At 70.2% G+C, this 25,006-nt stretch carries 28 protein-coding genes and 1 riboswitch; of the genes, 10 read left to right on the top strand and 18 right to left on the bottom strand.

The window, feature by feature from the left end:
* Nucleotides 1-36 precede the first annotated feature (36 nt).
* Complete coding sequence (locus OHA98_RS25090; protein ID WP_266929001.1) at nt 37-687, bottom strand: response regulator transcription factor; 651 nt, start codon at nt 685-687, stop codon at nt 37-39.
* Between the two features lie 4 nt (nt 688-691).
* Nucleotides 692-1,867, bottom strand: a complete 1,176-nt coding sequence (locus OHA98_RS25085; RefSeq protein ID WP_266929000.1) for a sensor histidine kinase — start codon at nt 1,865-1,867, stop codon at nt 692-694.
* A gap of 108 nt (nt 1,868-1,975) precedes the next feature.
* Here OHA98_RS25085 and OHA98_RS25080 point away from each other — a divergent pair, with 108 nt between their 5' ends.
* The 3 genes from OHA98_RS25080 (at nt 1,976) to OHA98_RS25070 (ending at nt 4,199) form a co-directional block, all read left to right on the top strand.
* A complete protein-coding gene (locus OHA98_RS25080; protein ID WP_266928999.1) occupies nt 1,976-2,914 on the top strand; it encodes an ATP-binding cassette domain-containing protein in 939 nt (312 codons plus the stop codon).
* A 2-nt stretch (nt 2,915-2,916) separates the two neighbouring features.
* Nucleotides 2,917-3,654, top strand: coding sequence for an ABC transporter permease (locus OHA98_RS25075; RefSeq protein ID WP_266928998.1), 738 nt, complete (start codon nt 2,917-2,919; stop codon nt 3,652-3,654).
* A 107-nt stretch (nt 3,655-3,761) separates the two neighbouring features.
* Nucleotides 3,762-4,199: a hypothetical protein gene (locus OHA98_RS25070; RefSeq protein WP_266928997.1), complete on the top strand. Its 438-nt coding sequence runs from the start codon at nt 3,762-3,764 to the stop codon at nt 4,197-4,199.
* A gap of 113 nt (nt 4,200-4,312) precedes the next feature.
* Here OHA98_RS25070 and mug read toward each other — a convergent pair whose 3' ends face one another.
* The 6 genes from mug to OHA98_RS25040 all read right to left on the bottom strand — a co-directional run bounded on the left by mug (nt 4,313) and on the right by OHA98_RS25040 (nt 10,517).
* Complete coding sequence (mug, locus tag OHA98_RS25065; RefSeq protein WP_266928996.1) at nt 4,313-4,885, bottom strand: G/U mismatch-specific DNA glycosylase; 573 nt, start codon at nt 4,883-4,885, stop codon at nt 4,313-4,315.
* Between the two features lie 19 nt (nt 4,886-4,904).
* Nucleotides 4,905-6,347, bottom strand: coding sequence for an adenylosuccinate lyase (purB, locus tag OHA98_RS25060; protein ID WP_266928995.1), 1,443 nt, complete (start codon nt 6,345-6,347; stop codon nt 4,905-4,907).
* Nucleotides 6,348-6,573: 226 nt separating this feature from the next.
* Nucleotides 6,574-7,419, bottom strand: a complete 846-nt coding sequence (locus OHA98_RS25055; protein WP_266928994.1) for an SGNH/GDSL hydrolase family protein — start codon at nt 7,417-7,419, stop codon at nt 6,574-6,576.
* Nucleotides 7,420-7,546: 127 nt separating this feature from the next.
* Nucleotides 7,547-8,566 carry a hemolysin family protein gene (locus tag OHA98_RS25050; RefSeq protein ID WP_266928993.1) on the bottom strand — a complete coding sequence of 340 codons (1,020 nt, stop codon included), beginning with the start codon at nt 8,564-8,566 and terminating at the stop codon, nt 7,547-7,549.
* A complete protein-coding gene (locus OHA98_RS25045) occupies nt 8,563-9,900 on the bottom strand; it encodes a hemolysin family protein (protein ID WP_266928992.1) in 1,338 nt (445 codons plus the stop codon). The genes OHA98_RS25050 and OHA98_RS25045 overlap by 4 nt, the downstream gene beginning before the upstream one ends.
* Before the next feature lie 191 nt (nt 9,901-10,091).
* Entirely contained in the window at nt 10,092-10,517 is a 426-nt protein-coding gene (locus OHA98_RS25040) for a GNAT family N-acetyltransferase (protein WP_266928991.1), read from the bottom strand.
* Nucleotides 10,518-10,682: 165 nt separating this feature from the next.
* Here OHA98_RS25040 and OHA98_RS25035 point away from each other — a divergent pair, with 165 nt between their 5' ends.
* Together OHA98_RS25035 and OHA98_RS25030 are read left to right on the top strand one after the other, a co-directional pair.
* Complete coding sequence (locus tag OHA98_RS25035; protein ID WP_014157595.1) at nt 10,683-10,910, top strand: hypothetical protein; 228 nt, start codon at nt 10,683-10,685, stop codon at nt 10,908-10,910.
* Nucleotides 10,907-11,278 (top strand): fic family toxin-antitoxin system, toxin component, encoded by a 372-nt coding sequence (locus tag OHA98_RS25030; RefSeq protein ID WP_073718785.1) that lies wholly within the window; start codon nt 10,907-10,909, stop codon nt 11,276-11,278. The genes OHA98_RS25035 and OHA98_RS25030 overlap by 4 nt, the downstream gene beginning before the upstream one ends.
* A 62-nt stretch (nt 11,279-11,340) precedes the next feature.
* Here OHA98_RS25030 and OHA98_RS25025 read toward each other — a convergent pair whose 3' ends face one another.
* The 4 genes from OHA98_RS25025 to bioB are packed head-to-tail and all read right to left on the bottom strand — an operon-like array spanning nt 11,341 to nt 15,302.
* Nucleotides 11,341-12,018, bottom strand: a complete 678-nt coding sequence (locus OHA98_RS25025) for a class I SAM-dependent methyltransferase (RefSeq protein ID WP_266928990.1) — start codon at nt 12,016-12,018, stop codon at nt 11,341-11,343.
* A 60-nt stretch (nt 12,019-12,078) separates the two neighbouring features.
* A complete protein-coding gene (gene bioD, locus OHA98_RS25020) occupies nt 12,079-12,777 on the bottom strand; it encodes a dethiobiotin synthase (protein ID WP_266928989.1) in 699 nt (232 codons plus the stop codon).
* 1 nt (nt 12,778) lies between these two features.
* Complete coding sequence (locus OHA98_RS25015) at nt 12,779-14,131, bottom strand: adenosylmethionine--8-amino-7-oxononanoate transaminase (protein ID WP_266928988.1); 1,353 nt, start codon at nt 14,129-14,131, stop codon at nt 12,779-12,781.
* Nucleotides 14,124-15,302: a biotin synthase BioB gene (bioB, locus tag OHA98_RS25010; protein ID WP_266928987.1), complete on the bottom strand. Its 1,179-nt coding sequence runs from the start codon at nt 15,300-15,302 to the stop codon at nt 14,124-14,126. The genes OHA98_RS25015 and bioB overlap by 8 nt, the downstream gene beginning before the upstream one ends.
* Before the next feature lie 143 nt (nt 15,303-15,445).
* Between bioB and OHA98_RS25005 the strand changes: the two genes are divergently transcribed.
* The gene (locus OHA98_RS25005; RefSeq protein ID WP_266928986.1) at nt 15,446-16,606 is read left to right on the top strand and encodes an 8-amino-7-oxononanoate synthase; all 1,161 of its coding nucleotides are present in this window, start codon (nt 15,446-15,448) and stop codon (nt 16,604-16,606) included.
* Here the strand turns inward: OHA98_RS25005 and OHA98_RS25000 are convergent.
* Together OHA98_RS25000 and OHA98_RS24995 are read right to left on the bottom strand one after the other, a co-directional pair.
* The gene (locus OHA98_RS25000) at nt 16,599-16,805 is read right to left on the bottom strand and encodes a DUF397 domain-containing protein (RefSeq protein WP_266928985.1); all 207 of its coding nucleotides are present in this window, start codon (nt 16,803-16,805) and stop codon (nt 16,599-16,601) included. The genes OHA98_RS25005 and OHA98_RS25000 overlap by 8 nt on opposite strands.
* A 45-nt stretch (nt 16,806-16,850) precedes the next feature.
* Nucleotides 16,851-17,723: a helix-turn-helix transcriptional regulator gene (locus OHA98_RS24995; RefSeq protein WP_266928984.1), complete on the bottom strand. Its 873-nt coding sequence runs from the start codon at nt 17,721-17,723 to the stop codon at nt 16,851-16,853.
* Nucleotides 17,724-17,959: 236 nt separating this feature from the next.
* Here OHA98_RS24995 and OHA98_RS24990 point away from each other — a divergent pair, with 236 nt between their 5' ends.
* On the top strand, nt 17,960-18,391 hold the full coding sequence (locus OHA98_RS24990; RefSeq protein WP_266928983.1) for an ATP-binding protein: 432 nt from the start codon (nt 17,960-17,962) through the stop codon (nt 18,389-18,391).
* A gap of 104 nt (nt 18,392-18,495) precedes the next feature.
* On the opposite strand, the gene OHA98_RS24985 is transcribed toward OHA98_RS24990, so the two are convergent.
* Entirely contained in the window at nt 18,496-19,413 is a 918-nt protein-coding gene (locus OHA98_RS24985; RefSeq protein WP_266928982.1) for a LysR family transcriptional regulator, read from the bottom strand.
* A 72-nt stretch (nt 19,414-19,485) separates the two neighbouring features.
* On the opposite strand from OHA98_RS24985, the gene OHA98_RS24980 reads away from it, so the two are divergent.
* On the top strand, nt 19,486-20,127 hold the full coding sequence (locus OHA98_RS24980; protein ID WP_266928981.1) for a LysE family translocator: 642 nt from the start codon (nt 19,486-19,488) through the stop codon (nt 20,125-20,127).
* A gap of 30 nt (nt 20,128-20,157) precedes the next feature.
* Here the strand turns inward: OHA98_RS24980 and OHA98_RS24975 are convergent, their stop codons facing one another.
* The 3 genes from OHA98_RS24975 to OHA98_RS24965 all read right to left on the bottom strand — a co-directional run bounded on the left by OHA98_RS24975 (nt 20,158) and on the right by OHA98_RS24965 (nt 22,301).
* Nucleotides 20,158-20,628, bottom strand: a complete 471-nt coding sequence (locus tag OHA98_RS24975) for a C40 family peptidase (protein ID WP_266928980.1) — start codon at nt 20,626-20,628, stop codon at nt 20,158-20,160.
* A gap of 3 nt (nt 20,629-20,631) precedes the next feature.
* A riboswitch (cyclic di-AMP (ydaO/yuaA leader) is annotated at nt 20,632-20,818 on the bottom strand.
* Between the two features lie 531 nt (nt 20,819-21,349).
* Complete coding sequence (locus tag OHA98_RS24970; RefSeq protein ID WP_266928979.1) at nt 21,350-21,658, bottom strand: hypothetical protein; 309 nt, start codon at nt 21,656-21,658, stop codon at nt 21,350-21,352.
* A gap of 7 nt (nt 21,659-21,665) precedes the next feature.
* On the bottom strand, nt 21,666-22,301 hold the full coding sequence (locus tag OHA98_RS24965; protein ID WP_266928978.1) for an ATP-dependent Clp protease proteolytic subunit: 636 nt from the start codon (nt 22,299-22,301) through the stop codon (nt 21,666-21,668).
* Nucleotides 22,302-23,172: 871 nt separating this feature from the next.
* Between OHA98_RS24965 and OHA98_RS42985 the strand changes: the two genes are divergently transcribed.
* Nucleotides 23,173-23,262, top strand: a complete 90-nt coding sequence (locus OHA98_RS42985) for a tryptorubin family RiPP precursor (RefSeq protein ID WP_351870854.1) — start codon at nt 23,173-23,175, stop codon at nt 23,260-23,262.
* A 77-nt stretch (nt 23,263-23,339) separates the two neighbouring features.
* Nucleotides 23,340-24,386 carry a cytochrome P450 gene (locus OHA98_RS24960; protein ID WP_266928977.1) on the top strand — a complete coding sequence of 349 codons (1,047 nt, stop codon included), beginning with the start codon at nt 23,340-23,342 and terminating at the stop codon, nt 24,384-24,386.
* Nucleotides 24,387-25,006 lie beyond the last annotated feature (620 nt).

The following is a 25,006-nucleotide window of genomic DNA, read 5'->3' as shown; positions in this document are numbered from 1 at the left end:
GCGGCAGCGGGAGCCGGTATGGAGCCGCAACCTGCGTCACCGCGGAGCGACGAAACCGGACTCGTACGCGGCGATGACCGCCTGCGTGCGGTCCCTCGCCCCCAACTTCGCCAGTACAGCGCTGACATGTGTCTTCACCGTCTCGACGCCGACCACCAGTCTGGCCGCGATCTCCGCGTTGGACAGGCCCCGGGCCATCAACCGGAGGACCTCGGCCTCCCGCTCCGTGAGCGCCGCACGCTCCATGGCCTCCCTGGCCCGGTTCGTCCCGTACTCGGCCGCGAGCCGCCGGACCGCCGCCGGGAACAGCAGCGACTCGCCCTCGGCGACCAGGCGCACCGCGTGCACGATCTCGGCGGGCCGGGCTCGTTTGAGCAGGAACCCATCGGCTCCCGCGCGCAGCGCCTCGTACACGTACTCGTCGTTCTCGAACGTCGTGACCACCAGGACCTTCGGCGGATCCGGCACCGTGCGCAGCACCACCCGGGTCGCCTCGATGCCGTCCATCAGAGGCATCCGCACATCCATCGCCACCACGTCGGGCCGCAGCTGACGCACCAGCGGGATCACCGCGGCACCGTCGGCAGCCTCGCCCACCACCTCGATGTCGGGCTGGGCCTCAAGGACGGCACGCAGGCCGGCGCGCACGAGGGGTTCGTCGTCGACCAGAAGAACGGTAACCGGCATCGGGTCAGCGTATGCGCTCCAGCGGGAGGCTCACGCGCACTCTCCACTCGCCGTCGAGGGGCCCCGCCTCGGCCCTTCCCCCCAGGAGCGCCGCCCGCTCACGTATGCCACGCAGCCCGCTGCCGCCGCCGGGCAGCCTGTCCGACCCCGTCAGCGGATTGGCCACCTCCAACTCCAGCCGGTCCCGGACAACCGTGATCCTCACCCGTACGAGGACTGATCCGGCGTGACGCAGCACATTGGTGAGGCACTCCTGCAGAATGCGGTACCCCTCGCGCGACACCGCTGCCGGCACCCGGTCCAAGGTTCCGGACACCTCCGCGTCCACCTTCGCCCCCGAGCCGCGCGCCGAGTCGAGCAGCCGGCCGGCCTCGACGAGAGTCGGCCGCCTGCTCACCGGCGTACCGGATTCCCGCAGAACCCGAAGCACCCGTTCCAGATCCTCCAGCGCGTCACGCCCCGTTTCCTCGATGGCGGCGAGCGCGCGTTCGGTGAACTCAGGGTCCTTCGCGGTCCGTGCCGCCCCGGCCTGCACGACGGCGACCGTCAACGCGTGGCCGATGGAGTCATGCAGCTCGCGAGCGATGCGATTGCGCTCCAGCAACTGCTCGGTGAGCTCCTCCAGAGCGGTCATCCGCTCCATCGGCGACGGTCCGAGCAGCCGCCGCGCGACCGCCGTGGCCAGCTCGCCCGTGAGCACGACCACGGCTATGAGCAGTACCAAGGGCAAGGGGGCCAACAGCAGCGCATGCCATCCGTGCGGATCGCTGTGCGCGAACAGCCCCTCGTCGCTGGGGGCCTTGCCCAGGCCGGCCCGGATCAGATCGACCGTGGTGGCGGGCAGCCAGATCGTCGCCGGCCCTGCGGCGACGGCCAGCAGTAACCGCACCTCCAGCCACAGAACGGTCCGCCAGCGGTCCGCCCATGTGGCGGCGACGGCCGCGGAGATCGAGGCATCCGGGCGGCCACGCTCGTCAGGGGTGAGGAGCAACTGCGCCTGAACCCCTTCCGCCAGGCGCATCGCGGGGACAAGACCCACCGGCACCGCGAAGAGCAGCGGCATCCACGGCATGTCCATCGAGATGAACAGCCACACGCTGACAACGGCGGCCGGGGCGAGCAGATGCAGCCAGCGGGTGTAGGTGACCGGCCTGGCCAGCGGAGCGAGGAGGTGGCGCATGCCGTCATCGTGCCAGCCGCGCAGCCGGCGACGGCTCCCCCGAGCGAGGGAGATGAACCCCACGGCAGGGGGAGGCCGTGCGGCGGGCGCGGCGGCCAGGCTGAGGACATGACCACCATCGACGTCCACGGACTCACCAAGGACTACGGCACCACCCGTGCCGTGGACCGTCTCACGTTCAGCGTGCGACCAGGCCGGGTCACCGGATTCCTCGGCCCGAACGGCGCGGGCAAGTCCACCACCATGCGGCTCGTCCTCGGCCTGGACCGGCCCTCCGGCGGAACGGCCACCATAGACGGCCAGGCGTACGCGGCGCTCAGCGCTCCGCTGCACCGCGTCGGCGCGCTGCTCGACGCCCAGTCGGCTCACGGCTCGCGGACTGCCCGCAACCACTTGCTCGTGCTCGCCACGAGCAACGGCATAGCTGCCGCACGGGTGGAGGCCGTGCTGGCGGAAGTCGGCCTCGCTCAGGTCGGGGGAAAGCGGATCAGGACGTTCTCCCTCGGCATGCGCCAGCGCCTCGGGATCGCGGCGGCGCTGCTCGGGGACCCGGACGTGGTCATGCTGGACGAGCCGTCCAACGGACTTGATCCGGAAGGCATCGTCTGGATCCGCGAACTGATGAAGAGGCTGGCCCGTGAGGGCCGCACGGTTCTGGTCTCCAGCCACCTCATGAACGAGACATCGTCCTTCGCCGACCACTTGGTGGTGCTCGGCAGAGGCAGGCTCCTCGTCGACATGCCGATGCGGGAGTTCCTCGACTCTCGCAGCCGGCCCCGGGTGCGGCTGCGTACCTCCGAACCCGGCAGGCTTCAGGACGTGCTGACGCGCAAGGGCCATGTACCCGAGCGGAACGATGACGGACGTTGGACGGTCGAGGGTGTCACGGCCGAGGAGATAGGCACGCTGGCTTCCTTTGAAGGCATCCCCCTCTTCGAACTCATCGACGAGCGGCCGACCTTGGAACAGGCCTACCTCGGCCTCACGGCGGACGAGGCGGAATTCGCAGCCGGCACGGTGTCCACCGCTGACCGTCAGGAGGCGTGACCATGTCCCCGACCGCAGTGCTCCACTCCGAGTGGATCAAAGTCAGATCGCTGCGCTCCATCTCCGGCTCGCTGTCAGCGGTGTTCCTCGTCACGCTCGCCATCACCGTGCTGACCTTCGCCATCGACGGCGGGGCGGATGCGGACAGCGCGGATGCGGACCCGGTGTTCGACGCCCTCTATGCCCTGAACTTCGGGCAGATGGCAGCCATCAGCTTCGGTGCGACGGCACTCTCCTCGGAGTTCGTCAATGGTGCCCTGCGGATATCGCTGTCGGCGGTCCCGCGCCGTGGACTCTTCTACGCGGCCAAGATGACTGTCGTGGGCGGGTCGGCCCTCGGCGTGGGGCTGGCCACCAGCTTTGCGGCGTTCCTGGCGGGACAGCTCTTCATGGGGGAGGACGCGATCGGCCTGGGGCATCCGGGCGCGTTGAGGGCGGTGTTCGGAGGTGGTGTCTATCTCGCGCTGATGGCCCTGTTCGCGGCAGGACTGGCGGCGCTGCTCCGCAGTGCGGTGGCCGTGCTCAGTCTTCTCATACCCTTCATCCTGATCGCCTCCTTCGTGATCGGGGACATCGCCGGGGAAGCGGCCCAGTATCTGCCGGACCGAGCGGGGCAGCTGGTGCTCCACGGGAGTCCGGACGGAAGCATCGGCCCATGGGCGGGGCTGGCGGTGACGGCAGCCTGGACCGCGGCCGCTCTGGTGGCGGGCTGGTGCGCCGTACGGAATCGGGACGCCTGAGCGGCCGGGACAGGGAAAGGGGAGAGGGCCGACGCTGCCCGGAGCCGGGGTGCTTCGGAGGCCGGGGCAGAGGGGCACTTGTCAGTGCGAGGCGGTTTACTGACGGTATGACGACCGCACACCATCTCCGCCTCATCGACGGGTTGCGCACCAAGGGATTTCCCGCGGAGCGCATCCCCTCGGGCTCGGGAGTCAGTGGGCCCGGCTACCACACAGCATCCCTGCACTCGGACGAGGAGCACTGGGACGACGGTGAGGCCGGCCGTCTGGAACACAGAGCTCAGTGCCTCGCGGAACACGACGCACTGATCACGCTGCTCACCTCACGCTGGGGTGAGCCGCAGATGGTGAGCCTGTGGAGTGCGCAGGAGCGGATGATGGCGGGCGAGACGATCCCCGAGCCGTGGGCGGATCCGGTCGCCGGCTGTGAGTACCTTCAGCTCTGGAGGATCGAGGACCGATGGGTCGCGATGGGGCTCTTCCTCGAAGAGAACGGCCCTGGCTGCGAGCTGACCGTTCTGGTGACGGTGATCGACCCGCCCTGACGATGATGGCCGCGCACCGACCACCGTTCGGACGCCTTGACCGTCGGCGGTCACCGGTCGGCCACATGCCGACGACACGGTGGCTCCCGGCGTCGGGTGTCAGTCGTCGGATGTCAGCCGTCAGGTGTCGGGTTTCCGGCGGCGGGTGGGGTCGAACGGGTGGCTTCGCGGAGACGGGCGTACTCGTCCGCCATGGTCCGGACGGTCCAGTGGGCGTTGAGGCCACTGGGGTTGGGCAGAGCCCATACGCGGGCACCACCGATCGTCCGGTCCTGCGGGCCGATATGGGCCTTGCGCTCGCCGAAGGCCGTGCGATAGGCCGTGACACCGACCACGGCGAGCCACAACGGTGCCAGGCGCTCCGTCTTCTCGGCCAGGATCCTGCCACCTTCACGGAATTCTTCGGCCCCGAGTTCGTCCGCCCGAGCCGTGGCCCGCGCCACCACGTTGGTGATGCCCAGACCGTGGTTCAGCAACTCGCCCTGCTCGGAGGGCATCAGCCTGCGGGGTGTGAAGCCCGAGAGATGGAGCACCGGCCAGAAGCGGTTGCCGGGGTGGGCGAAGTGGTGGCCCGTGACGGCGGTGGTCAGGCTGGGGTTGATGCCGCAGAACAGCACCCGCAGGCCGCCCGTGACCACATCGGGAACGATGCGGTCACGAGCGGCCCTGAGCTCCTCGGGTGTCATCGGGTGACAGCGACGGATGTCAGAGGATGGAGCCGGGGGTGTAGGCCGCGGCCTCCGGGTGCTGCTTGGTGATGTCCTCGATCCGGGACACCAGCGCGGTGACCTGGTCGCCCGCCGCGCCGGTGAACGAGAGCTTGTCGGCCATCAGCGCGTCGAGCTGTGCCCGGTCGAGCGGGATGCGCTCGTCGGCGGCGAGCTTGTCCAGCAGCTCGTTGCGCTCCGCGCCCTGCTCCCGCATCGCCAGAGCGGAGGCGACCGCGTTCTCCTTGATGGCCTCGTGGGCGACCTCGCGGCCCACCCCGGCCCGGACAGCACCCATGAGGACCTTGGTGGTGGCCAGGAACGGCAGGTAGCGGTCCAGCTCCCGGGCCACGACCGCGGGGAACGCGCCGAACTCGTCGAGCACGGTCAGGAACGTCTCCAGCAGACCGTCGAACGCGAAGAAGGCATCGGGCAGGGCCACCCGGCGGACCACGGAACAGGACACATCGCCCTCGTTCCACTGGTCACCGGCCAGCTCGCCCGTCATCGAGGCGTAGCCGCGCAGGATGACCATCAGGCCGTTCACACGCTCGCAGGAGCGGGTGTTCATCTTGTGCGGCATGGCGGACGAGCCGACCTGACCGGGCTTGAAGCCCTCGGTGACCAGCTCGTGGCCCGCCATCAGCCGGATCGTCTTCGCCACCGAGGAGGGCGCCGCGGCCAGCTGTACCAGCGCGGTCACCACGTCGTAGTCGAGCGAGCGGGGATAGACCTGACCGACCGAGGTGAAGGCCTGGGCGAAGCCGAGGTGCCCGGCGATGCGCTGTTCGAGGTCGGCGAGCTTCCCGGCGTCCCCGCCCAGCAGGTCGAGCATGTCCTGCGCCGTGCCGACCGGGCCCTTGATGCCGCGCAGGGGGTAGCGGCCCAGCAGGTCCTCCAGCCGTCCGTACGCCACCAGTAGCTCGTCCGCGGCCGTCGCGAAGCGCTTGCCGAGGGTCGTCGCCTGAGCGGCGACGTTGTGGGAACGCCCCGCGATGACCAGCTCGCGGTACTCGCCCGCCAGCTTGCCCAGACGCGCCAGGACGGCCACCGTCCGGTCGCGCATGAGCTCCAGCGAGAGCCGGATCTGGAGCTGTTCGACGTTCTCGGTCAGGTCCCGGGACGTCATGCCCTTGTGGACCTGCTCGTGGCCGGCGAGGGCGTTGAACTCCTCGATCCGGGCCTTCACGTCGTGCCGCGTGACCTTCTCGCGTTCGGCGATCGAGGCCAGGTCGACCTGGTCGAGGACGCGCTCGTAGTCGGCGAGGGCCGCGTCGGGCACCTCGATCCCGAGGTCCTTCTGAGCGCGCAGCACCGCCAGCCACAGCTGACGCTCCAGCTTCACCTTCTGCTCGGGGGACCAGAGGACGGCCAGCTCCGTGGAGGCGTAGCGGCCGGCCAGGACATTGGGGATGCGAGGCTTCGCAGACACAGCAGTCACGTAAACAGATTCTACTGGCGGTTTGTGCAGGCCAGCGCCGCGCCCCCGTTTGTGGCTTGCTACGAACAGGTACGAAGCAGGGGCGAAGGAGCGTGGCCGCGGCAGCGAGGGTGAGGCGGTGTGGATGAGGCGGCGAAGGCGTGGAGGGGCCGGAGCATGCCGTGGGCGGGCTACCGGTGCGGCGAGCGGCGAGTGGTGCCGAGTACCGCCCGCAGGGCCCGGAGAGTCAGCTTCCGGACTCGTCCGTCCGGCGCCACCCCGTCACCGGGCCCGGATCCGAGGCGTCCTCGGGCGTGATCCAGAAGGCCTTGCCCGTTTCGGCGCTGAACTGCGCTCCCGTCCGGCCGTCCCCGGACGACCGGCCCGTGAGCCGCCGCCCGATCCAGGGCGCCAGATGCTGCCGGGCGAAGCGCAGATCGTCGGCCCGACGCGTCGCCCAGCGGGGCGGCGGCGTCGCCGGTACGGGCGACTGCCAGTCGTGCTCGGCAGGCAGGCCCAGCGTCTGCCAGACCGCCTCGGCCACCCTGCGGTGTCCTTCGGCCGTGAGGTGCAGCCGGTCGACGTCCCACATCCGGGGATCGCCGAGCGACGGCGCACCGTAGAGATCCACCACGAGTGCCCCGTGCCGGTCGGCCAGGTCGCCGACCAGGGAGAACAGTTCCTCCATGCGAGGACGGAAGCGCTCCATCACCGGGCCGTCGCGGCCGGGGCTGCGCATGAGGACCAGGTGCTTGCAGGACGGGGCCAGCCGCTCCACCGCTTCTTCGAGCCGTCCGCGCACCATGCCCATGTCGCACTTGGGCCGCAGTGTGTCGTTGAGACCGCCCACCAGGGTGATCACATCCGCGTCCATGGCGGCCGCGGGGCCCACCTGCTCGTCGACGATCTGACCGATCAGCTTTCCGCGTACGGCGAGATTGGCGTACCGGAATCCGGGGGACCGGGCCGCGAGCCGGGAGGCGAGGACATCGGCCCAGCCGCGGTACGTGCCGTCGGCCAGCAAGTCCGACATGCCCTCGGTGAACGAGTCGCCGACCGCGACAAGACTGGTGTAGGTGGCATTCAATTCCATGGCCCTGCGATCGTACCGTGACGGCCGTGCCGGGTTCCGGGGTCGCGCACAGCCAAAGGGGGCGGGGGACGGCTCTGCAACCGTCCCCCGCCCCTGCCCGACTCACGGGTCCCGGGGGCGCAGGAACTCAGCGCCCCTGCGGTCTGCCCACGAGTTCGCGCAGGACGTCCTCCATCGTGACCATGCCGGCCAGCCGGTCGTCCTCGTCGAGCACGGCCGCCAGATGTGTACGGCTGCGCCTGAGCGCCGTCAGCACGTCATCGAGCGGGGTCGACGCGCGCACCCGCGCGATCGGCCGCATCGCGGTCACCGGGAAGGGGACATCGCGCGGTGTCGCGTCCAGAGCGTCCTTCACATGGAGATAGCCCAGGATGCGTTCCTCGCTGTCCATCACGGGAAAGCGCGAGAAACCGGACTCGGACGAGAGCCGTTCCAGTTCCTCGGGCGTGGTGCCGACCTTGGCGTACATCACCCGGTCGACCGGCATGACCACGTCCTGTACGGGGCGACGGCCCAGCTCCAGGGCGTGCCGCAGCCGCTGCGCCGACCGGTCGTCGACCAGCCCGGCATCCCCGGCGTCCTTCACCAGCCGTGCCAGCTCGTCGTCCGAGAACGTCGCGGACACCTCGTCCTTGGTCTCCACGCGCAGGAGCTTGAGCAGCGCGTTGGCGAAGGCGTTGATCGTGAAGATCACCGGGCGCAGGGCCCTGGCGAGGGCCACCAGGGGCGGTCCGAGGAGCAGCGCGCTGCGGGCCGGTTCGGCCAGCGCGATGTTCTTCGGCACCATCTCGCCCAGCAGCATGTGCAGATACGTGGCCACGGACAGGGCGATCACGAACGAGATCGGATGGACCAGTCCGTGCGGTACGCCCACCGAGTCGAATACGGGCTCCAGCAGGTGCGCGATGGCGGGCTCGGCGACGATACCCAGCACCAGTGTGCAGAGGGTGATGCCGAGCTGGGCGGCGGCGAGCAGCGCGGACACGTGCTCCAGGCCCCAGATGACGCTGCGGGCCCGCCGGTTCCCGGCCTCGGCCTCCGGCTCGATCTGGCTGCGGCGTACGGAGATCAGCGCGAACTCCGCGCCGACGAAGAAGGCGTTGACCACGAGGGTCATCAGGCCGATGAAGAGCTGAAGGGCGATCATCGTGCGTCCTCCGTCTCTTCCCCGGAAGCGGGCAGCGGGGCGTGCAGCAGGGCGCGTGCGGCCCTGCGCCCGGAGGCGTCCACCACATCGATCCGCCAGTCGGCCAGCTCGACGGTGTCACCCACCGCCGGGATGCGGCCGACCTCATTGGCGATCAGCCCGGCCAGCGTCTCGTACGGTCCGTCCGGCACCCGTAGCCCGATGGTCCTGAGCTGGTCGGTGCGGGCCGCGCCGTCGGCCGACCACAGGGTGCGTCCGTCGGCGTCCTCACCGGCTGGGGCGAGGTCGGGGGTCTCGTGCGGGTCGTGCTCGTCGCGCACCTCGCCGACGACCTCCTCGACGATGTCCTCCAGGGTCACCACACCGGCCGTGCCGCCGTACTCGTCGATCACGACGGCCATGGCGATCTTGCCGGACAGCCGGTCCAGCAGGCGGTCCACGGTGAGGGTCTCGGGCACGAGGAGCGGTTCGCGCAGCATTTCCGAGACGCGTTTGCGGGGCCTCTGCTCGGCCGGTATCGCCAGCACGTCCTTGATGTGCGCGACGCCGACGACCGTATCGAGGCTGCCCCGGTAGACGGGGAAGCGGGACAGTCCGGTCGCCCGGGTGGCATTGGCGACATCCTCGGCCGTCGCCTGCAGATCCAGGGCGGTGACCTGGACGCGCGGGGTCATCACGTTCTCCGCGGTCAGCTCCGCCAGGTTGAGGGTGCGGACGAAGAGTTCGGCGGTGTCCGCCTCCAGCGCGCCCTCCTTGGCGGAGTGACGGGCCAGGGCCACCAGTTCCTGGGGGCTGCGGGCGGAGGCCAGCTCCTCGGCCGGTTCGAGGCCGAAGCGGCGCACCATCCGGTTGGCCGTGTTGTTCAGATGGCTGATGAAGGGCCGGAACACCGCGGTGAACGCCCGCTGCGGCGTGGCGACGGCCTTGGCCACGGTGAGTGGGGAGGAGATCGCCCAGTTCTTCGGGACGAGTTCGCCGACGACCATCAGGACCACGGTGGACAGGGCGGTACCGATCACGAGGGCGACCGAGGACGACACGCTGGGGGAGAGGCCGATCGCCTCGAGCGGTCCGCGAATGAGTTTGGAGATCGACGGTTCGGAGAGCATGCCGACCACCAGGTTGGTGACGGTGATGCCGAGCTGGGCGCCGGAGAGCTGGAAGGTGAGGCTGCGGACAGCCTTCAGGGCACTGGCGGCGCCCCGCTCACCCCGCTCCACGGCCCGTTCGAGCTCGCCGCGCTCCACCGTGGTCAGTGAGAACTCCGCCGCGACGAAGGCGCCACAAGCCAGGGAGAGCAGGACCGCGACGAGCAGCAGCAGCACTTCGGTCATCGGTTCACCTCCGTCCCATGATCGGGCAGGGGCAGGAGGATCGCGCGATGTCGGCGATGTCGGCTACTGGGAGGCTCGCCCATGGGCGGACGCTCACACCTTTCGTCAAGGGGGTGGTCGGATGAGATCCCATAGTAAAGGACCAGCAAAATGGCGTGCGGGGAGGAGCGCAAGGTCTGCGAGGTACGGGGTCAGTCGGTCAGGTGGTGCACCCAGCGGCTCCACTGCGGTTCCGGCGCGTACCCCGCGGCCCGCCAGGCATGCTGCGCCAGTTCGTTGCGGTCGAGCACCATGGCGTCGCCCCTGCGCCCTCCCAGCCGGACGAACCGCTCCTCCGCCGCCGCGAGCAGCGCTCCGCCCACACCCCGGCGGCGCTGGTCCGGGTGGACGGCGAGCCGGTAGAGATGGCACCGCCAGCCGTCGAAGCCGGCGATCACGGTCCCGGCGAGCGTGCCGTCCCGCTCGGCGAGGATCAGGGACTCGGCATCGCGTTCCACCAGGCGCGCGATGCCGTCCCGGTCGTCACTGATGCTCGTGCCCTCCGCGGCCACCTTCCAGAACGCGAGGACCTCGTCCAGGTCCGCGGCGGTCGCGGCACGTATCGAAAGATCGTTCATGCGGCAATCCCACCACCGGGCGACCGGAGCGTCGACCCCGTTTCGCCATCCGGGCTGCCGCGCGGCGGAGCCCTGTGGCAGCCCGGTCGATGGCCATGCCACCCACCCCACGCGCCCCCGGGCTCCTCTTGCCGGTGCTAGCGGAGGCGCGCTAGCGTGATGGCTGTGCCCAAGACTCAGCTGAACGTTCGAGTGGACGAGGCCACCGCCGAGGCCGCGCGTCAGCGCGCGCTGCAGAGGGGGATGAGCGTGAACCGCTATATAGAGGAGCTCGTCAAACAGGACGCGGGCGAAGTGGGACACACCTTCGTCGAGGCGGCGGCGGACTTCATGAAGCAGTACGAGTCGGTGTTCGCCGAGGAGTTCGGCCCGGAGCGCGAAGGTACCCGTTGAACCTACGGATCGACCTCTCCTGGCTGCTCATGGTCGCCGAGCACAAGACGCCCGGCGATCCGCAGGTCGTCGACTGGGGCGCGCTCGTCGCCGCGGTCAGCCGCCACGAGGCGGAGATCTTCGGCAGCCCCGTCTACAGCGATCCGCACTCCCGCGCCGCTGCCCTGCTGCAACTGCTGCTCCACGTTCCCGCGCTCGAACGCTCCAACGCGATGTTCGCCTCCGCTGTCGCGTACGGATATCTCGTCGCCTCCGGGCTCAAGGTCATCACCTCGCCCGAGCAGGTGCGTGATCTGGCCCGACTGGTCAAGGAGGGCAAGGCGGACGTCCGGGCCATCGCGGACGAACTCCGGCAGTGGAGCGTGTGAACCCGGTCCACCGGCTCGCGTGGACCCGTGCCGCCGACCGCCGACCACCCGTCCCCGACAGGTCAGTCGACCGCGAAGGGGCGGCGGGCCACCCCGAGGACACAGGGGGAGGGCGGCAGCTGCACGCCCTTCTCCGGAATCCGCAGCCTGCGGTACGTGCTCAACTCGAAGCCGGCCGCCTCGATCGCGGCCAGGGTGTCGCGAGCGGTGTGGCAGCCGCCGAAGAGCAGGGGCCAGACGGTCCTGTCCACGGCCCGCTGTGCCGCGGCCAGCGCCCGGCCCGGTGCCAGCCCGTGCTCGAAGAACCGCAGTTCACCACCGGGCCGCAGGACCCGCTTGATCTCGGCGAGGGCCCGGGGCAGGTCCCGCACCGTGCACAGGACCAATGAGGCCACGGCGACGTCGAACGCCTCGCTCTTGACCGGCAGCGCCTCCGCGGCACCGGGCACCACGTCCACCGGCACCTCGGACCGCATCGCGGCACGGACCGCCAGCTGCCGGAGCGTGCGTTCCGGTTCGATGGCCACCACTTCGGAGACGGCGCCCGGATAGTGCGCGAAGTTCAGTCCGTTTCCGGCCCCGATCTCGATCACCCGGCCGGAGACCCCGGCCAGCAGTTCCCGGCGATACGCGGCGATACCGCCCCGCCGGTCGGCATCCACGCTCATCCGCGCGTAGAACCGGGCGAACACCGGGTGATGCACAGCGTCCCGGTGGATCTTCCTGCTGCGCAGATGCATGACGGGCCTCCGTGACGGGAAAGCAGTGGCTGCCCTCGATTCTCCCCCGTATCGGCGTACTCAGCCCTTCATCGTCGGGGACCGGACCCCGCCGAGTTCCGGAGCCAGCCAATGGGCCGCCCGCGCACGGAAATCGACGGGTGCCAGCGACCCCGCCCCGGCCGGGACGGCACCCAGCAGCGGAGCTCCGGCCGCCACCGGCAGATCGTCCACATTGCACGACGCGGCCAGATCCGGTTCGTCCGGCATGCTGCCCACCACCACACCGAGGCATTCCAGGCCCCGGGCCCGCAGCGCCTCCGCCGTCAGCGCCGTGGCGTTGAGCGTGCCCAGACCCGCGGGCACCACGACCAGGACCGGCGCCGCCAGCAGCCGCGCCGCGTCCGCGAGCGTGCTGCCCTCGTCGTCGAACCGTACGAGCAGTCCGCCCGCCCCCTCCACCAGCACCAGATCGTGCTCGGTGGCCAGCTTCCCGGCCGCCTCGGCGACCTCGAAGGGCCGCACTGGCGCGAGACCCGCCCGCCGGGCTGCGGTCGCCGGGGCCAGCGGCTCGGGGAACCTGGCCAGTTCGACCGGCGTCACATGACCGCCGGCAAGGCGCACCACCTCGGCGGCGTCCCCCGGCTCCCCCGGGGCGAGGCCCGTCTGGGCGGGCTTGAGCACCGCGACCCGGCGGCCCCGGGCGGCCGCGGCCACGGCGGCGGTCACCACCGTCTTCCCGATCTCGGTGCCCGTACCGGACACCACCAGAATCGTCATGTCAGCCCTCCCGAGCCGCCGCGCACACGGCCCGGCAGATCAGTGCCACGTCGTCATCACCGGTCACATAGGGCGGCATCGTGTACACGAGGTCGCGGAACGGCCGCAGCCACACGCCCTCGCGCACGGCTGCCCGGGTGGCGGCCTCCATGTCCACCTCGTGATCGAGCTGCACGACACCGATGGCGCCCAGCACCCGCACATCCACGACCCCGGGAAGCCGGGCCGCAGCGGCCAGACCGGCCTCCAGTCCGGTGCCGATCCGCTTGACCTCCCGCTCCCAGTCCTGGCCGAGCAGCAGATCGACGGAGGCGTTCGCCACCGCGGCGGCCAGCGGGTTGCCCATGAACGTCGGGCCATGCGCCAGCACCGGAACGTCACCCCTGGAGATGCCCTCCGCCACCCGCGAGCTGCACAGCGTCGCCGCCATCGTCAGATAGCCGCCGGTCAGCGCCTTGCCGACACACATGACATCGGGGGAGACCCCGGCATGTTCCGCGGCGAACAGCTTTCCCGTGCGGCCGAAGCCGGTCGCGATCTCGTCGAACACGAGCAGTACGTCGTTCGCGTCGCACGCCTCACGCAGGACCCGCAGATACGCGGGCGAGTGGAACCGCATCCCGCCCGCCCCCTGTACCACCGGCTCCACGATCACCGCGGCGAGCTCGTCGGCGTGCCGCGCGACCAGATCCCGCAGACGCTGGACGTATCCGGGGTCCGGCTCCGCGTCGAAACCGTCCGGCGGCGCGTCGGCGAAGACCTGCCGGGGAAGAGCCCCCGACCACAGGTCGTGCATCCCGCCCTCGGGATCGCACACGGACATCGGCTGCCAGGTGTCTCCGTGATAGCCGCCGCGCCAGGTCAGCAGCCGTCGCTTGGCCGGCCTGCCGAGCGAACGCCAGTACTGGAAGCACATCTTCACCGCGACTTCGACCGAGACGGACCCGGAGTCGGCGAGAAAGACATGCCGCAGCGGCTCCGGGGTGATCTCCACCAGCCGGGCGGCCAGCCGCACGGCCGGCTCATGGGTGAGCCCGCCGAACATCACATGGCTCATCCGGTCCAGCTGGCCGCGGGCCGCCTCGTTGAGCACCGGGTGGTTGTAGCCGTGCACCGCCGACCACCAGGACGACATGCCGTCCACCAACTCGGTCCGTTCGCAGACGGGTTCGGCCAGCCGCAGCCGTACGCCGGACGCGGACTCCACGACCAGGGGTTCCTGCCGGCCCGGCATCGGACCGTACGGATGCCAGACATGGGCCCGGTCCAGGGCGCGCAGCTCGGCAGGGGCGAGCGCCACAGTGTGCGGGGCCGGGCCGTTCGACGGCCGTTCCGGGGAGTACGTCTCAGGCATTGGGCGCGAGATCCGTCCCGGCGCCCCGGCGGCGGACCGCCACCAGATCCGTACGCGCGGCCGGGACCTCGGTGGGCGAGGACTCCCCGGTGGACGCCGCCGTGTCACCGTCACCGCAGGGCGCGCAGCCGCCGTCGTGCGAGCCGCAGCCGCCTCCCGCCGTCGCCCGGTGCTGAGGCAGCGTCGTCGTTCCCGCACCCTCCACCTCGAAACCGGCATCGGCGATCATGTCCAGATCCGCCTGCCCCGCCTGGCCTTCGCTGGTCAGATAGTCACCCAGGAAGATCGAGTTCACCAGGTGGAGCGCGAGCGGCTGCATCGAGCGCAGATGCACCTCCCGGCCACCGGCGAGCCGGACCTCGACATCGGGGCAGACGAAGCGGACCATGGCCAGAATCCGCAGACAGCGCTGCGGGGTGAGGTTCCACTCCTTGGCGAGCGGGGTTCCCTCGAACGGGATCAGGAAGTTCACCGGTACCGAGTCCGGGTCCAGCTCGCGCAGCGCGAACACGACGTCGGCCAGGTCGGTGTCGCTCTCGCCCATGCCGGCGATCAGCCCGGAACAGGCGGAGAGCCCCGCAGCCTGCGCCTGCTGGACGGTCTCCACCCGGTCCGCGTACGTGTGTGTGGTGGTGATGCCGCCGTACGTCCCCTCGGACGTATTGAGGTTGTGGTTGTACGCGTCGGCGCCCGCCGACCGCAGCCGACCGGCCTGCCCGTCGGAGAGGAGGCCGAGACAGGCGCAGACCTCGACGCCCTCGTTCTGCTCCTTGATCGCTTCGATGGTCTGCGACACCCGGTCGACATCACGGTCCGTCGGCCCGCGTCCGCTCGCCACCAGACAGACCCGCTTCGCCCCGCCCGCCACCCCGGCCGCCGCGGCCTTCGAGGCCTCGTCCGGCTTGAGCCAGGTGTACTTGAGGATCTCGGCCTTCGATCCCAGCCGCTGGGAGCAGTAGGAGCAGTCCTCGGGGCAGAGACCGGATTTCAGGTTGACCAGATAGTTGAGCTTCACGCGCCGCCCGAACCACTGACGGCGCACCTTTCCGGCCGCGGCCACCACGTCGAGCAGCTCGTCGTCGGAGGTCGCCAGCACGGCGAGCGCTTCTTCGCGGGTCGGCAGTTCGCGCCGCAGCCCCTTGTCCACCAGCGTGTTCAGCAGCAGGTCCATGGCGATGATCCTGGCCTACGGCACGGTCATCAGCCAAGGAGGAACCAGACAGGAGAGGAGGGCGAGGGTGTGTGTATTGCCACACCCTGACCCGCTGCGCCCCCGGCTAGGGTCTGTGAGCTGCCTACAAAAGGGACCGGCCCATGTCCTTCGCCCCGTTCGACTGGATCAATGACGAGGCGCGCCGCCGCGCGGCGGCCGGACTCGTCCGGACGCTCCGCCCGCGCCCCGCCGGACCGGAACTCCTCGACCTCGCGAGCAACGACTATCTGGGCCTCACCCGGCACCCCGAAGTCACCGGGGCCGCCGCAGCGGCGGCGCACCGCTGGGGTGCCGGTGCCACCGGTTCACGGCTGGTCACGGGTTCCACCGAGCTGCACGCCGAACTCGAACACGAACTGGCGCGTTTCTGCGGCTTCGAGGCGGCCCTCGTGCTCTCCTCCGGTTACGCCGCCAACCTGGCGGCCCTCACCGCCCTGTCCGCCCGGGGCTCGCTGATCGTCTCCGACGCGGGCAACCACGCCTCGATCGTGGACGGTTGCCGGCTCTCCCGGGCCGAGACCGCCGTGGTCCCGCACGCGGATCCCGAAGCGGTGGGCAAGGCACTGCACGCGCACGGCGGGCGGGCGCTCGCCGTGACCGACTCGGTCTTCTCGGTCGACGGCGACGCGGCCCCGCTGCCCGCGCTGGCCGAGGCATGCCGGGCCGAGGGCGCCGCACTGCTCGTCGACGACGCGCACGGTCTGGGGGTGCTCGGGGACGGAGGGCGCGGCGCGCTCGCCGCCGCCGGACTCGCGGGCGGCGAGGGCATCGTGGCCACGCTCACCCTCTCCAAGTCCCTGGGCAGCCAGGGCGGCGCGGTCCTCGGCCCGGCCCGGGTCATCGATCATCTCGTCAACACGGCCCGGACGTTCATCTTCGACACCGGACTGGCCCCCGCCGCGGCGGGCGGCGCCCTGGGCGCGCTGCGGCTGCTGCGCCGCGAACCGGAGCGCGCGGACCGCGCCCGCGAGGTCGCCCTCACCCTGTACGAACGGCTGACCTCGGCCGGGCTGACCGCCGTCCGGCCCGACGCCGCGGTGGTCTCCGTACGCGCGCCGTCCGCGGACGCGGCCGTGCGCTGGGCGGCCGACTGCCGCGCGGCCGGGATCGCGGTGGGGTGCTTCCGTCCGCCGTCGGTGCCGGACGGAATCTCCCGCCTGCGGCTGACCGCGCGGGCCGACCTGACCCGGGAGCAGATCGCGGCCGCGGTGGCCACCGTCGTACGCACCGCTCCCGGGACGAGGACCGCTCCGGTCAGCTGACCGGGAGGTCGTGCAGCCCTGTCACGAACGAGGTCCAGGCCGTCGCGGAGATCCGCAGCGGAGTCCGGTCCAGGTCCTTGGAGTCCCGTACGGCGAGGTGTTCGCCGTCGAGCGGCGCGGTCTCCACACAGTTGTTCATTCCGGTACTGCGGCTGCTGCGGCGCCACCGTAACGCGGGCTGTGCGAGGCGGTCGGACATGATGCTCCCTCGGGCAGTCGGAAGGTGCGCGGGGAGCACGGCCGGTCAGCCGGAGTCCCCCTGGCCGCCGCGGCTGATCGCGGCGATGAGATCCAACGAACGCTCCGGCGACAGCGCGTGAGCCTGCAGGGTGCGGAAGGCCGAGCTGTACGCCTCAAGGTCTTCTTTCCGCTCCAGATAGAGGCTACTCGTCAAGTGGTCAAGAACGACCACATCCAGATCAGAAATGTTCGGAAAGGAGAAAATTACGAAAGGGCCGGTCAGGCCGATGTAACCCCCGACCTTGAACGGCAGTAACTGAAGTTGCACATGGGGCAGTTGGCCCACCTGGGTCAGATGGTGCAGCTGGTCCCTCATCACCTCGGGACCGCCCACCTCGCGCCGCAGTACGGCCTCGTCGAGTACGGCCGTCAGCTGCAGCGGCGGGTTCGCCCGCAGGACGCCCTGCCGGGTCAGCCGTACCTCCACCAGGGAATCCAGCTGTCCGGCCGGCAGTCCGTCCAATGAGGACCGGGTCACCGCGCGGGCGTAGCCGGCGGTCTGGAGAAGCCCGGGCACCACCGAGGTCTCCAGCGTCCGCGCGGTCCTCGCCTGGGACTCCAGGCTGATGAAGTCGCGGTACTGGGGAGGGATCAGCCCGCGGTACGCGTGCCACCAGCCTGTTCCGCCACCGCCCGCCGAACCCGCGAGCACCTCCAGGAGCGCGCGCAACTGGGCGTCGCGCACGCCGTACGCGTCCAGTAGCCGGGTCACGTCGGCGGGACTGACCCCACTGGCGCCGGTCTCGATACGGCTCACCTTCGACTGGTGCCAGCCGAGCAGCCGCGCCGCGTCCCGGCTCGTCAGCCCGGACGCGTGGCGCAGGCCGCGTAACTCCTCTCCGAGCTTGCGTCGGCGTACCACGGGACCGTGCAGCATGCCGGCCTCCTTCCGCTGTGCAGGGAGAGCCGGGCCCGCACGGGGACCGGCCCGCAGAGAGGTCAGTGTGCCGCGCGTTCGACTGCCACCGGGGCAGAGTTCACCGCTTTGAGCGACAGATATATGCATACCTTGGCCGATCGTCGTTACAGAGGGCAGCATCAGTGGCAATCTGGCGCGAAGCACAATCCCGGCCGATCGCGGGTCGGCCGGGGCGGGAAAGGGACGGCGTCGCCATGGCAGATCATCAAGAAGCAACCGTCACCCTGCCGAGTGATCCGGTCTCGGTCTCCTCGGCCCGCAGGTATGTCGCCCGGATACTGGCCGAATGGGGTCTGGCCGACGACACCGAGATCGCCGACACCATCCGGCTGATCGTTTCGGAGCTTGCCACCAACGCCGTACAGCACACGTTCGGGCTGTCACCCACCTTCACCGTGGACCTCCGGCTGGACCGGGAGGAGGAGCTGCGTCTCGGCGTGACGGACAGTCACCCCCGCTGGCCCCAGCGGCTGCCGGCCGCCGTCCAGCAGGACAACGGACGCGGCATGGTGATCATCCGGGCCCTGGCCAAGGAGTACGGGGGACAGCTCTCCGTCACTCCCACCCCCGAAGGAGGCAAGACGGTCTGGATCGCCCTGCCCTGGACGGTTCCGGGCCAGGGCTGACGGGGAAGCGGGCGCGCCGGGTCCACTGCTCGCGGGCAGGGCCCCGGCGTCCGTCCGGGCAGGCTCCCGGCGTCCGGGCAGGGCCCCCGGAGTCCCGGCCGGCCCTACCGCGCCGCCGCGCCCCGTCCGAATCCGCTGCGCATCAGTGCCAGCAGGGTCGACGCGGCGGAGGTCGCCCGGTCGCCCCGGTGCGCGACGGAGATCGTCCGGCGGAAGGCCGCCGGATCCAGCCGCCGCACGGCCAGCGGGGTCGGGGACATCGCGGCGACCATCTCCGGAACCACGGCCACCCCGAGCCCGGCGCTGACCAGCGCGCACACCAGGGCGTAGCCGGGGGACTCGCACACCACGGCCGGGGTGGCGCCGGCCTCGGCCAGGGCGCTCTCCACCCCGCGCCGGGGCGGATGCGTGGGCGCGCTGCTGATCAGCGGCCGTCCCGCCAGCTCGGCGACCGGCAGCCGGCCCGTCCCCTCGGCGAGCCGGTGGCCGACCGCGGTGACGAGGACCAGTTCCTCGACCAGGAGAGGCTCGACGACGACGCCCATGGGCGGGGGACCCGCGGGCGCCGGTTCGTACGCATGGGTCAGGGCGAGGTCGACCTCTCCGGCAGCCACGGCGGTGACTCCCTCGGGCGGCTCGTAGTCGGTCACGGCGAGCTCCACATCCGGATGTGCGCGCCGGAACGCGCTCAGGACCGGCGGCAGCAGGTGGATTCCGGCCGTGGTGAACGTGCCGACCCGCAGCCGCCCCCCGGAGAGCCCGGCCAGCTGAGCCAGCTCGTGCCGAGCCTGGTCCAGCTCGTCCAGGACCCTTCTGGCCCGGCCCGCCAGCAGCTCACCGGCGGCCGTCAGCCGCGCCCCGCGATGATGACGAACCAGGAGCGCCGCACCGGCCTCGCGCTCCAGTTTGGCCAGCTGCTGGGAGAGAGCAGGCGCGGTGTAGCCCAGGCGCGCGGCCGCACGCGTGATCGATCCGGCCTCGGCGACCGCCACCAGCGCCGCCAGCCGTGTCGGGTCGTACATTAAGCGTTCCTTTTGGCAGACCCAGAAGATTGCAAGTACACGCTAAAGGCTCTTCCGGTCCAGGGTGTAACCATGGACGCACAACTGCTCGCCTTCACGGGAGTCGCCGCGGGGATGGTCGCGCTGCCCGGCGCCGATTTCACCGTCGTCGTACGCAACGCACTCGCCTCGCGCCGTTCCGGGGTCGTCACCGCGCTGGGTGTCGCCGGGGGGCTGCTGGTGCACACCGCGCTGGCCGTGGCGGGCCTGGCCGCGGTGCTGGTCACCATGCCCGTGCTGTTCCGCACCGTCCAGCTCCTGGGCGGCGCGTATGTGCTCTGGCTCGGTCTCAGCGCTCTGTTCGCGTGGCGACGTCGGCCCGCCGAGGCGGACCGGACAGCGCAGCCGGAGGCCGGCCCCGTGCAGAAGGAGCTGGGACGCTCCCTGCGGCAGGGCTTCCTGACCAACGCGCTGAACCCCAAGGCGCCGGTGCTCTTTCTCAGCCTGCTGCCCCAGTTCGTGCCCGACGGGCAGCCGCCACTGCCCAGGACCCTGCTGCTCGCGGCCGTCGTCGTGGTGCTGGCGCTCATCTGGTTCCCGGCCGTGGCCCTGCTGGTGGACCGGCTGGGGCGGTGGCTGCGCCGGCCGCGTACCGCCCGTGCGATCGAGGGCGGCAGCGGCGCGGCGCTCACCGCACTGGGGCTCGTGCTGGTGACCGGACCGCTGCTGCGCTGAAGCGGGTCCGGCCGTGGGTCAGGCCGTGGGTCAGCGGACCCGTCCGTACCACACGCTGTTCGACCAGATCTTCTCCAGCCGGACCACCGCCCCGGTCTTCGGGGAGTGCCAGATCTTTCCCTTGCCCGCGTAGATGCCCACGTGGTAGACGCTGCGGCCGGAGTGGAAGAAGACCAGATCACCCTTCTTCCGCTTGGACTTCGAGATGTGGTGGGTCTTGTTGTACTGCTGCTGGGCCGTGCGCGGGAGTTTCTTGCCGGCCTTCTTGAAGGAGTAGAGAGTCAGCCCCGAGCAGTCGAACCGGCGCGGACCGGATGCTCCGTACTTGTAGGGCGATCCCTTCTTCGACGCGGCGATCGTGAGCGCCTTCGTCGAGTGCGTGGCGGCCTCGGCCTCGTTGACCAGCCCCGGCGCCAGCATGGCGGAGCCGACGGCCAAGGTGAGGACCGAGGCCGTACCGGCCCGGGTAAGCAGAGACGGGACATGTACCTGCGCAGTCATGCGCAACCCTTCGTCAGCCGCCTGTGAAGGATGACCTGTCGGGTTCGGGCTGGCGAAGTTGCCCGGCCGCACTTGGCGGCTTCACCCCGAGGGGCGACCGGTTGCCCGGCCGACCCGTTGTGCTCGGGTCCTCCACTCCTGCCGATCCACTTCTGTCGACCAGTCATCCGGGCAGTGGCAGGACTCGGCGTCCGCCCGGACCGCCCCGCCGCGGTGGCGGGGGCTTGTCGTCCCAGGGATCTTGACTCACGAAGTGCCGGATTTCCGAGCTGAAACAGCGATTTGTGAGAGTCGTCACGACTGATCCGTTCGGGTGGACGAGCCCGATTTCCGCCCTCGGCCGGGCTGCCCGACCAGCCTCGCACCAGCGACGGAACGTCAGATTCCGAGTACTGTCCACGCGCTGAGCGCAAGTTGGGCTGTCCCTCGTGAGGGGGAATGCCTACGCCGAACGAGGGAGGAAATCTGATCTCCTTGCCGGGCGTGTCGCGGGGCGGGCGCGGAGAGGTGTGGCGGGGCGCGGAGGGGTGCGGAGGCGCGCATGAGATGCGGCGAGGTGTGGAGTGGTGAGGAGTGGTGAGGACTGGCGTGGCCAGGTCCCGGCTCCCCGTGATCGGGAGCCGGGAGCCGGTGGCGGACGTGGTGCCGGGCGTTGTGCCGGATGCGGTGCCGAGGGGTCGGCCGGGGCGGACCCCGGCCGAGTGGCGGGCCTGGGGTCCGGTCAGCCCACCGGCGGCGGGGGCATGGTGACCCGGCCGGCGCGCCGTTCTCCGTCCAGCAGGCGCAGGGCCCGCGCCAACGTCGCCGCGTGGATCTGCGCTTCGCCCCGTTCGTGCATCAACGCCAGGGCGTCGCGCAGCGCCGTGGCCCGGGAGGCCAGGGCCTGCGCGGCCCGGAGCGCGCCATAGGTGTCACTGCCTCGGGCCGGGTTGATCCGGCCCAGTTGGTCGAGAACTTCCAGGTAGCGGTCGATGAACTCCCCCTCGGCGCGGGTCAGCGCGGGGAGCGGCGGGTACTCCGGTGGAAGCATGGTGGGTTCACCTCGGGGGGTGCGGCGGCCGGGACGGGCCGCGGTTCTCCATGACGTGGTCCACGAGCCCGTACGCCTGGGCGGCTCGGGCGTCGAGGATGGTGTCGCGCTCGATGTCGGCGGTGATCTGCTCCGTGGACCGGCCCGTGTGACGGGCCAGCATGGCCGCGAGCATCTCGCGCACCCGCATCAGCTCGCGTGCTTCGATTTCGAGATCGGACGGCTGGCCCTGGACCGGTTCGTCCAGCGTCGGCTGCCGGATGACTACCCGGGCGCCGGGCAGGGCATGTCGGCGGCCCGGCGCGCCTGCCGCCAGCAGCACGGCGGCGCTGGAGAAGGCCTGGCCGAGGCAGAACGTCTCCACGTCGCACGCCAGGTACTGCATGGTGTCGTAGATCGCGGCCATGGCGTTGAACTCGCCGCCGGGGGAGTTGATGTAGAGCGAGATGGGCCGGTCCGGCTCGGCGTGCTCCAGATACATGAACTGTGCGATCAGGTCGGTTGCCGCGGTGTCGTCGACCGGGGTGCCGAGGAAGACGATCCGCTCGGACAGCAGCTTGGAGTACGGGTCCAGGGTCCGGGTCCCGGTCGCGGTGCGCTCGGTGAACTCCGGCAGGACGTAACGGGCGGCAGGTCGGATCATGGCGGTGCCTCTCCTGGGGTCTGCACGGTTGTTCTCGGTGGGTCGCTGTTCCGCGGGCGCGCCGTTCCCGGGTACGTGGTCCCTGGGGACCCGCGGCCGCGTCCGTAAGAAATGTACAGGACGTACAGAAAGCTTTGGCGGGGCACGCGCCTGGTTCTTGGCACCGGGGTGGCTGTCCGGGGTCGGTGCCCAGGCGTTCGGGGACACGGGTCGGGCATGCGAGGGGCGGAATGCTGCCGCTGCACCCCGGTGGAGCGGACTCCCTGCTCCGGGAACCCCGTGCCGCCTCTGGCTCTTGATGGAAGCGGACGTGCTGTTCCGGGCGGTCCAGGAGGACGTGCGGGCGCAGGCGGCGTTCATCGCCGCTGCCCTTGCCCTCCTGCCGGGGCTGCCTGCGGAGTCCGCCGAGGCTCGGTTGTCAGAAGCAACGGGCTTGTGGGTCCGCAGCCAAGTGCCGCGTGGCCTGTCTCCGCGCGCTCGCAGTAGAGGAAGCCTCGTTCTGACGCAGGTCAATCATCGTGGGCGATCAGTGTGAGTCGGCCTCGTCGGAACAGGCGACCGGACGCCTTCGGCGGAGTCGTCCCGCGGGAGATGCCCCCGGTCATGCCGCATGGCCGAATCACCGCATTCGAGGCCATCCCCTCCCCGGGGTGTCCATATTTGGGCGCCAATGGATGAATTAGGGGCGATTTGCCGAGATGTGAATATCTGTGAAATCGAAACGTGAATGAGTCAATTCAGGCAGTGATGTGAGTCACTTGACACATTCATCGAACAGGTCTTAACTGCCCACGGCAGTTGAACTGAATGCCGGGAATTCCTTCCGGTATCCATATCTTCTGCCACCGAACAAGCATCTCGTTCATCACGCATGGAGGTTTTCATGAAGCTCGTTCGCCTCGTCAATAAGTTCCGCCCGGAGAAGAGTCTCAAGGCTTACGCCTGGTACGGCTGGATTTAATCAGGTAGTTTCCTTGCCGGGCTCGCGTCGGTCAGGAATTCTTGCCGACGCGAGCCGCCTACCCATGGAGTTCACCCATGTCTATGCTCCGCGCCGGCGGGAGCGGTCGGGTTACTGAGTTCGCGCCGAGGCTCGACGAGCTATTGAGCCGTTATCGCGATGCGTCGCTGTTCCGTCTGGAGCCCGACACGATCGGTGTATCCGGCGCCGATCTGATGGACAGCCTGCTCCGCAGCAGACCGGCCAACGCGGAGGAGAGGCCTACCTTCAAACCCGTCCAGAAGCGGCTTGTCAGCCGTGCCGACGCATCCACCTTTATGCAAGCCGTGGGCTCGGACGTACGAACCGCGCTGCAACGTCCCCTCGAGGACGCGGTCGACCTGACCGGCCGGTGGCCGCATGTGGCGCATGTCTACCTGCGGGATCTCGTTTTCGGGGACGAAAGTCTGCGATTCCGGGTTCTGGTCGACCGCCGACTGGAGTTGACCCCGAAACTGACTTGGTCGGCCGTCGCCTCCGGTGCCGCTTTGTTGGGCAGACCCGGGCCGGACGTGCCGCTGTCAAAACTTGCCGCTCTCGTTCTCGATTCCACGAACTACAGTGACCGGCGCTATGCCATGTACCTGTACCGGCGAGTGGCGGCACCCGTATGCTTCACCGTCTCCGCGCTTGTCACCAGCGCCCTGTGGCTCGGAGCTCCGTTCAGCGACGACGTATCGAATCGGAATATCCTCCTTGAGGCACTCCGACTGCTTCCCCCGTCGTGGAATATCTTGCGAGTGGCTTCCCCGGAGTTCTCGGACGTGGACGCACGGATCGGCCCGAAAGACGACGTCCTGCTGCTTCCCCTGCTGAGCCACCGCGACCCCAAGCTCTGGGAGGAGCCCGACGAGTTTCACCCCGAACGCTGGGACGAGCTGGATGGAGATACTCATCCCGGCTATCTGCCCTTCGGCCACGTGAGCGAACGATGCTGGGGCCGTCATATGGTCCTGCCCCTGGCTGAACGGCTCCTGGAAATCGTGCGCCGGGACGGCCTCGTGGTGAGTCCGGACCAGACCAGGGGGAAGGTCGAACTCGATGGATTGCTCGAAGTGTCCGAAGTGCGGATGACTCGACCGTGACGCTCCTTGAACCTGGCGGAACTGTCGCAGTGTGTCCGCGCGGGAATCACGCGCATGGCTTGAGAACGAGTCCTGGTTCTGGCTCAGCCTCTGCGAAGCCGTAGCCGCGCAGGTGGTCCACCACGCCGACCAGGTAGTGCAGGCCGTTGTCCACCGGCGGGTGGTGGACCCCGGCGGCCAGGTCTTCGGCGCCCGTTGTGGCGCGAGTGTCTTCGCCGCCGCGTCGACCGCGGCTTGCTCGGCTCCGGCACCGCGCCCTTCTTCCCGTCTGCCATCGTGTGCGCTCTCCTCATGGTTCTGTCGGCCTGACGGTGTCCAGCGCACTGCCGCCATGCATTCGCCACTGACGCCTTTGGCCGCTGGGGCGACGGCCACAGGCTTCAACGGCAACGGCATCTCCTGCCGGCGGGCGTACGCGGCGCCGACGGCCTCCAACCGGCGGTCGGGAACCGCGTCGCGCCGGAAGCGTGGATCCTCAATGTGACGAGCCGGAGCCGATGCCGGGCAGCGTCATGCGACTCACCGGACAGGCTCTGACGCCCAGGTAGCGGGTGATCCCGGCAGTTCCCGCGAGGCCGGGAGGCATGATCGCTACGTGGAGCCGGCAGACACCGCCTCGT

Source organism: Streptomyces sp. NBC_00654, assembly GCF_026341775.1.
GTDB lineage: Bacteria > Actinomycetota > Actinomycetes > Streptomycetales > Streptomycetaceae > Streptomyces.
Note: the sequence above shows the minus strand (reverse complement) of the source record. Positions and strands in the feature narration are given on the sequence as shown.

Bases quoted from the DNA above. Each gene is read 5' to 3' on its own strand.
- OHA98_RS25090 (WP_266929001.1), bottom strand. From the start codon at position 687: ATGCCGGTTACCGTTCTTCTGGTCGACGACGAACCCCTCGTGCGCGCC.
- OHA98_RS25085 (WP_266929000.1), bottom strand. From the start codon at position 1,867: ATGCGCCACCTCCTCGCTCCGCTGGCCAGGCCGGTCACCTACACCCGC.
- OHA98_RS25080 (WP_266928999.1), top strand. From the start codon at position 1,976: ATGACCACCATCGACGTCCACGGACTCACCAAGGACTACGGCACCACC.
- OHA98_RS25075 (WP_266928998.1), top strand. From the start codon at position 2,917: ATGTCCCCGACCGCAGTGCTCCACTCCGAGTGGATCAAAGTCAGATCG.
- OHA98_RS25070 (WP_266928997.1), top strand. From the start codon at position 3,762: ATGACGACCGCACACCATCTCCGCCTCATCGACGGGTTGCGCACCAAG.
- mug (WP_266928996.1), bottom strand. From the start codon at position 4,885: ATGACACCCGAGGAGCTCAGGGCCGCTCGTGACCGCATCGTTCCCGAT.
- OHA98_RS25055 (WP_266928994.1), bottom strand. From the start codon at position 7,419: ATGGAATTGAATGCCACCTACACCAGTCTTGTCGCGGTCGGCGACTCG.
- OHA98_RS25050 (WP_266928993.1), bottom strand. From the start codon at position 8,566: ATGATCGCCCTTCAGCTCTTCATCGGCCTGATGACCCTCGTGGTCAAC.
- OHA98_RS25045 (WP_266928992.1), bottom strand. From the start codon at position 9,900: ATGACCGAAGTGCTGCTGCTGCTCGTCGCGGTCCTGCTCTCCCTGGCT.
- OHA98_RS25040 (WP_266928991.1), bottom strand. From the start codon at position 10,517: ATGAACGATCTTTCGATACGTGCCGCGACCGCCGCGGACCTGGACGAG.
- OHA98_RS25025 (WP_266928990.1), bottom strand. From the start codon at position 12,018: ATGCATCTGCGCAGCAGGAAGATCCACCGGGACGCTGTGCATCACCCG.
- bioD (WP_266928989.1), bottom strand. From the start codon at position 12,777: ATGACGATTCTGGTGGTGTCCGGTACGGGCACCGAGATCGGGAAGACG.
- OHA98_RS25015 (WP_266928988.1), bottom strand. From the start codon at position 14,131: ATGCCTGAGACGTACTCCCCGGAACGGCCGTCGAACGGCCCGGCCCCG.
- bioB (WP_266928987.1), bottom strand. From the start codon at position 15,302: ATGGACCTGCTGCTGAACACGCTGGTGGACAAGGGGCTGCGGCGCGAA.
- OHA98_RS25005 (WP_266928986.1), top strand. From the start codon at position 15,446: ATGTCCTTCGCCCCGTTCGACTGGATCAATGACGAGGCGCGCCGCCGC.
- OHA98_RS25000 (WP_266928985.1), bottom strand. From the start codon at position 16,805: ATGTCCGACCGCCTCGCACAGCCCGCGTTACGGTGGCGCCGCAGCAGC.
- OHA98_RS24995 (WP_266928984.1), bottom strand. From the start codon at position 17,723: ATGCTGCACGGTCCCGTGGTACGCCGACGCAAGCTCGGAGAGGAGTTA.
- OHA98_RS24990 (WP_266928983.1), top strand. From the start codon at position 17,960: ATGGCAGATCATCAAGAAGCAACCGTCACCCTGCCGAGTGATCCGGTC.
- OHA98_RS24985 (WP_266928982.1), bottom strand. From the start codon at position 19,413: ATGTACGACCCGACACGGCTGGCGGCGCTGGTGGCGGTCGCCGAGGCC.
- OHA98_RS24980 (WP_266928981.1), top strand. From the start codon at position 19,486: ATGGACGCACAACTGCTCGCCTTCACGGGAGTCGCCGCGGGGATGGTC.
- OHA98_RS24975 (WP_266928980.1), bottom strand. From the start codon at position 20,628: ATGACTGCGCAGGTACATGTCCCGTCTCTGCTTACCCGGGCCGGTACG.
- OHA98_RS24970 (WP_266928979.1), bottom strand. From the start codon at position 21,658: ATGCTTCCACCGGAGTACCCGCCGCTCCCCGCGCTGACCCGCGCCGAG.
- OHA98_RS24965 (WP_266928978.1), bottom strand. From the start codon at position 22,301: ATGATCCGACCTGCCGCCCGTTACGTCCTGCCGGAGTTCACCGAGCGC.
- OHA98_RS42985 (WP_351870854.1), top strand. From the start codon at position 23,173: ATGGAGGTTTTCATGAAGCTCGTTCGCCTCGTCAATAAGTTCCGCCCG.
- OHA98_RS24960 (WP_266928977.1), top strand. From the start codon at position 23,340: ATGTCTATGCTCCGCGCCGGCGGGAGCGGTCGGGTTACTGAGTTCGCG.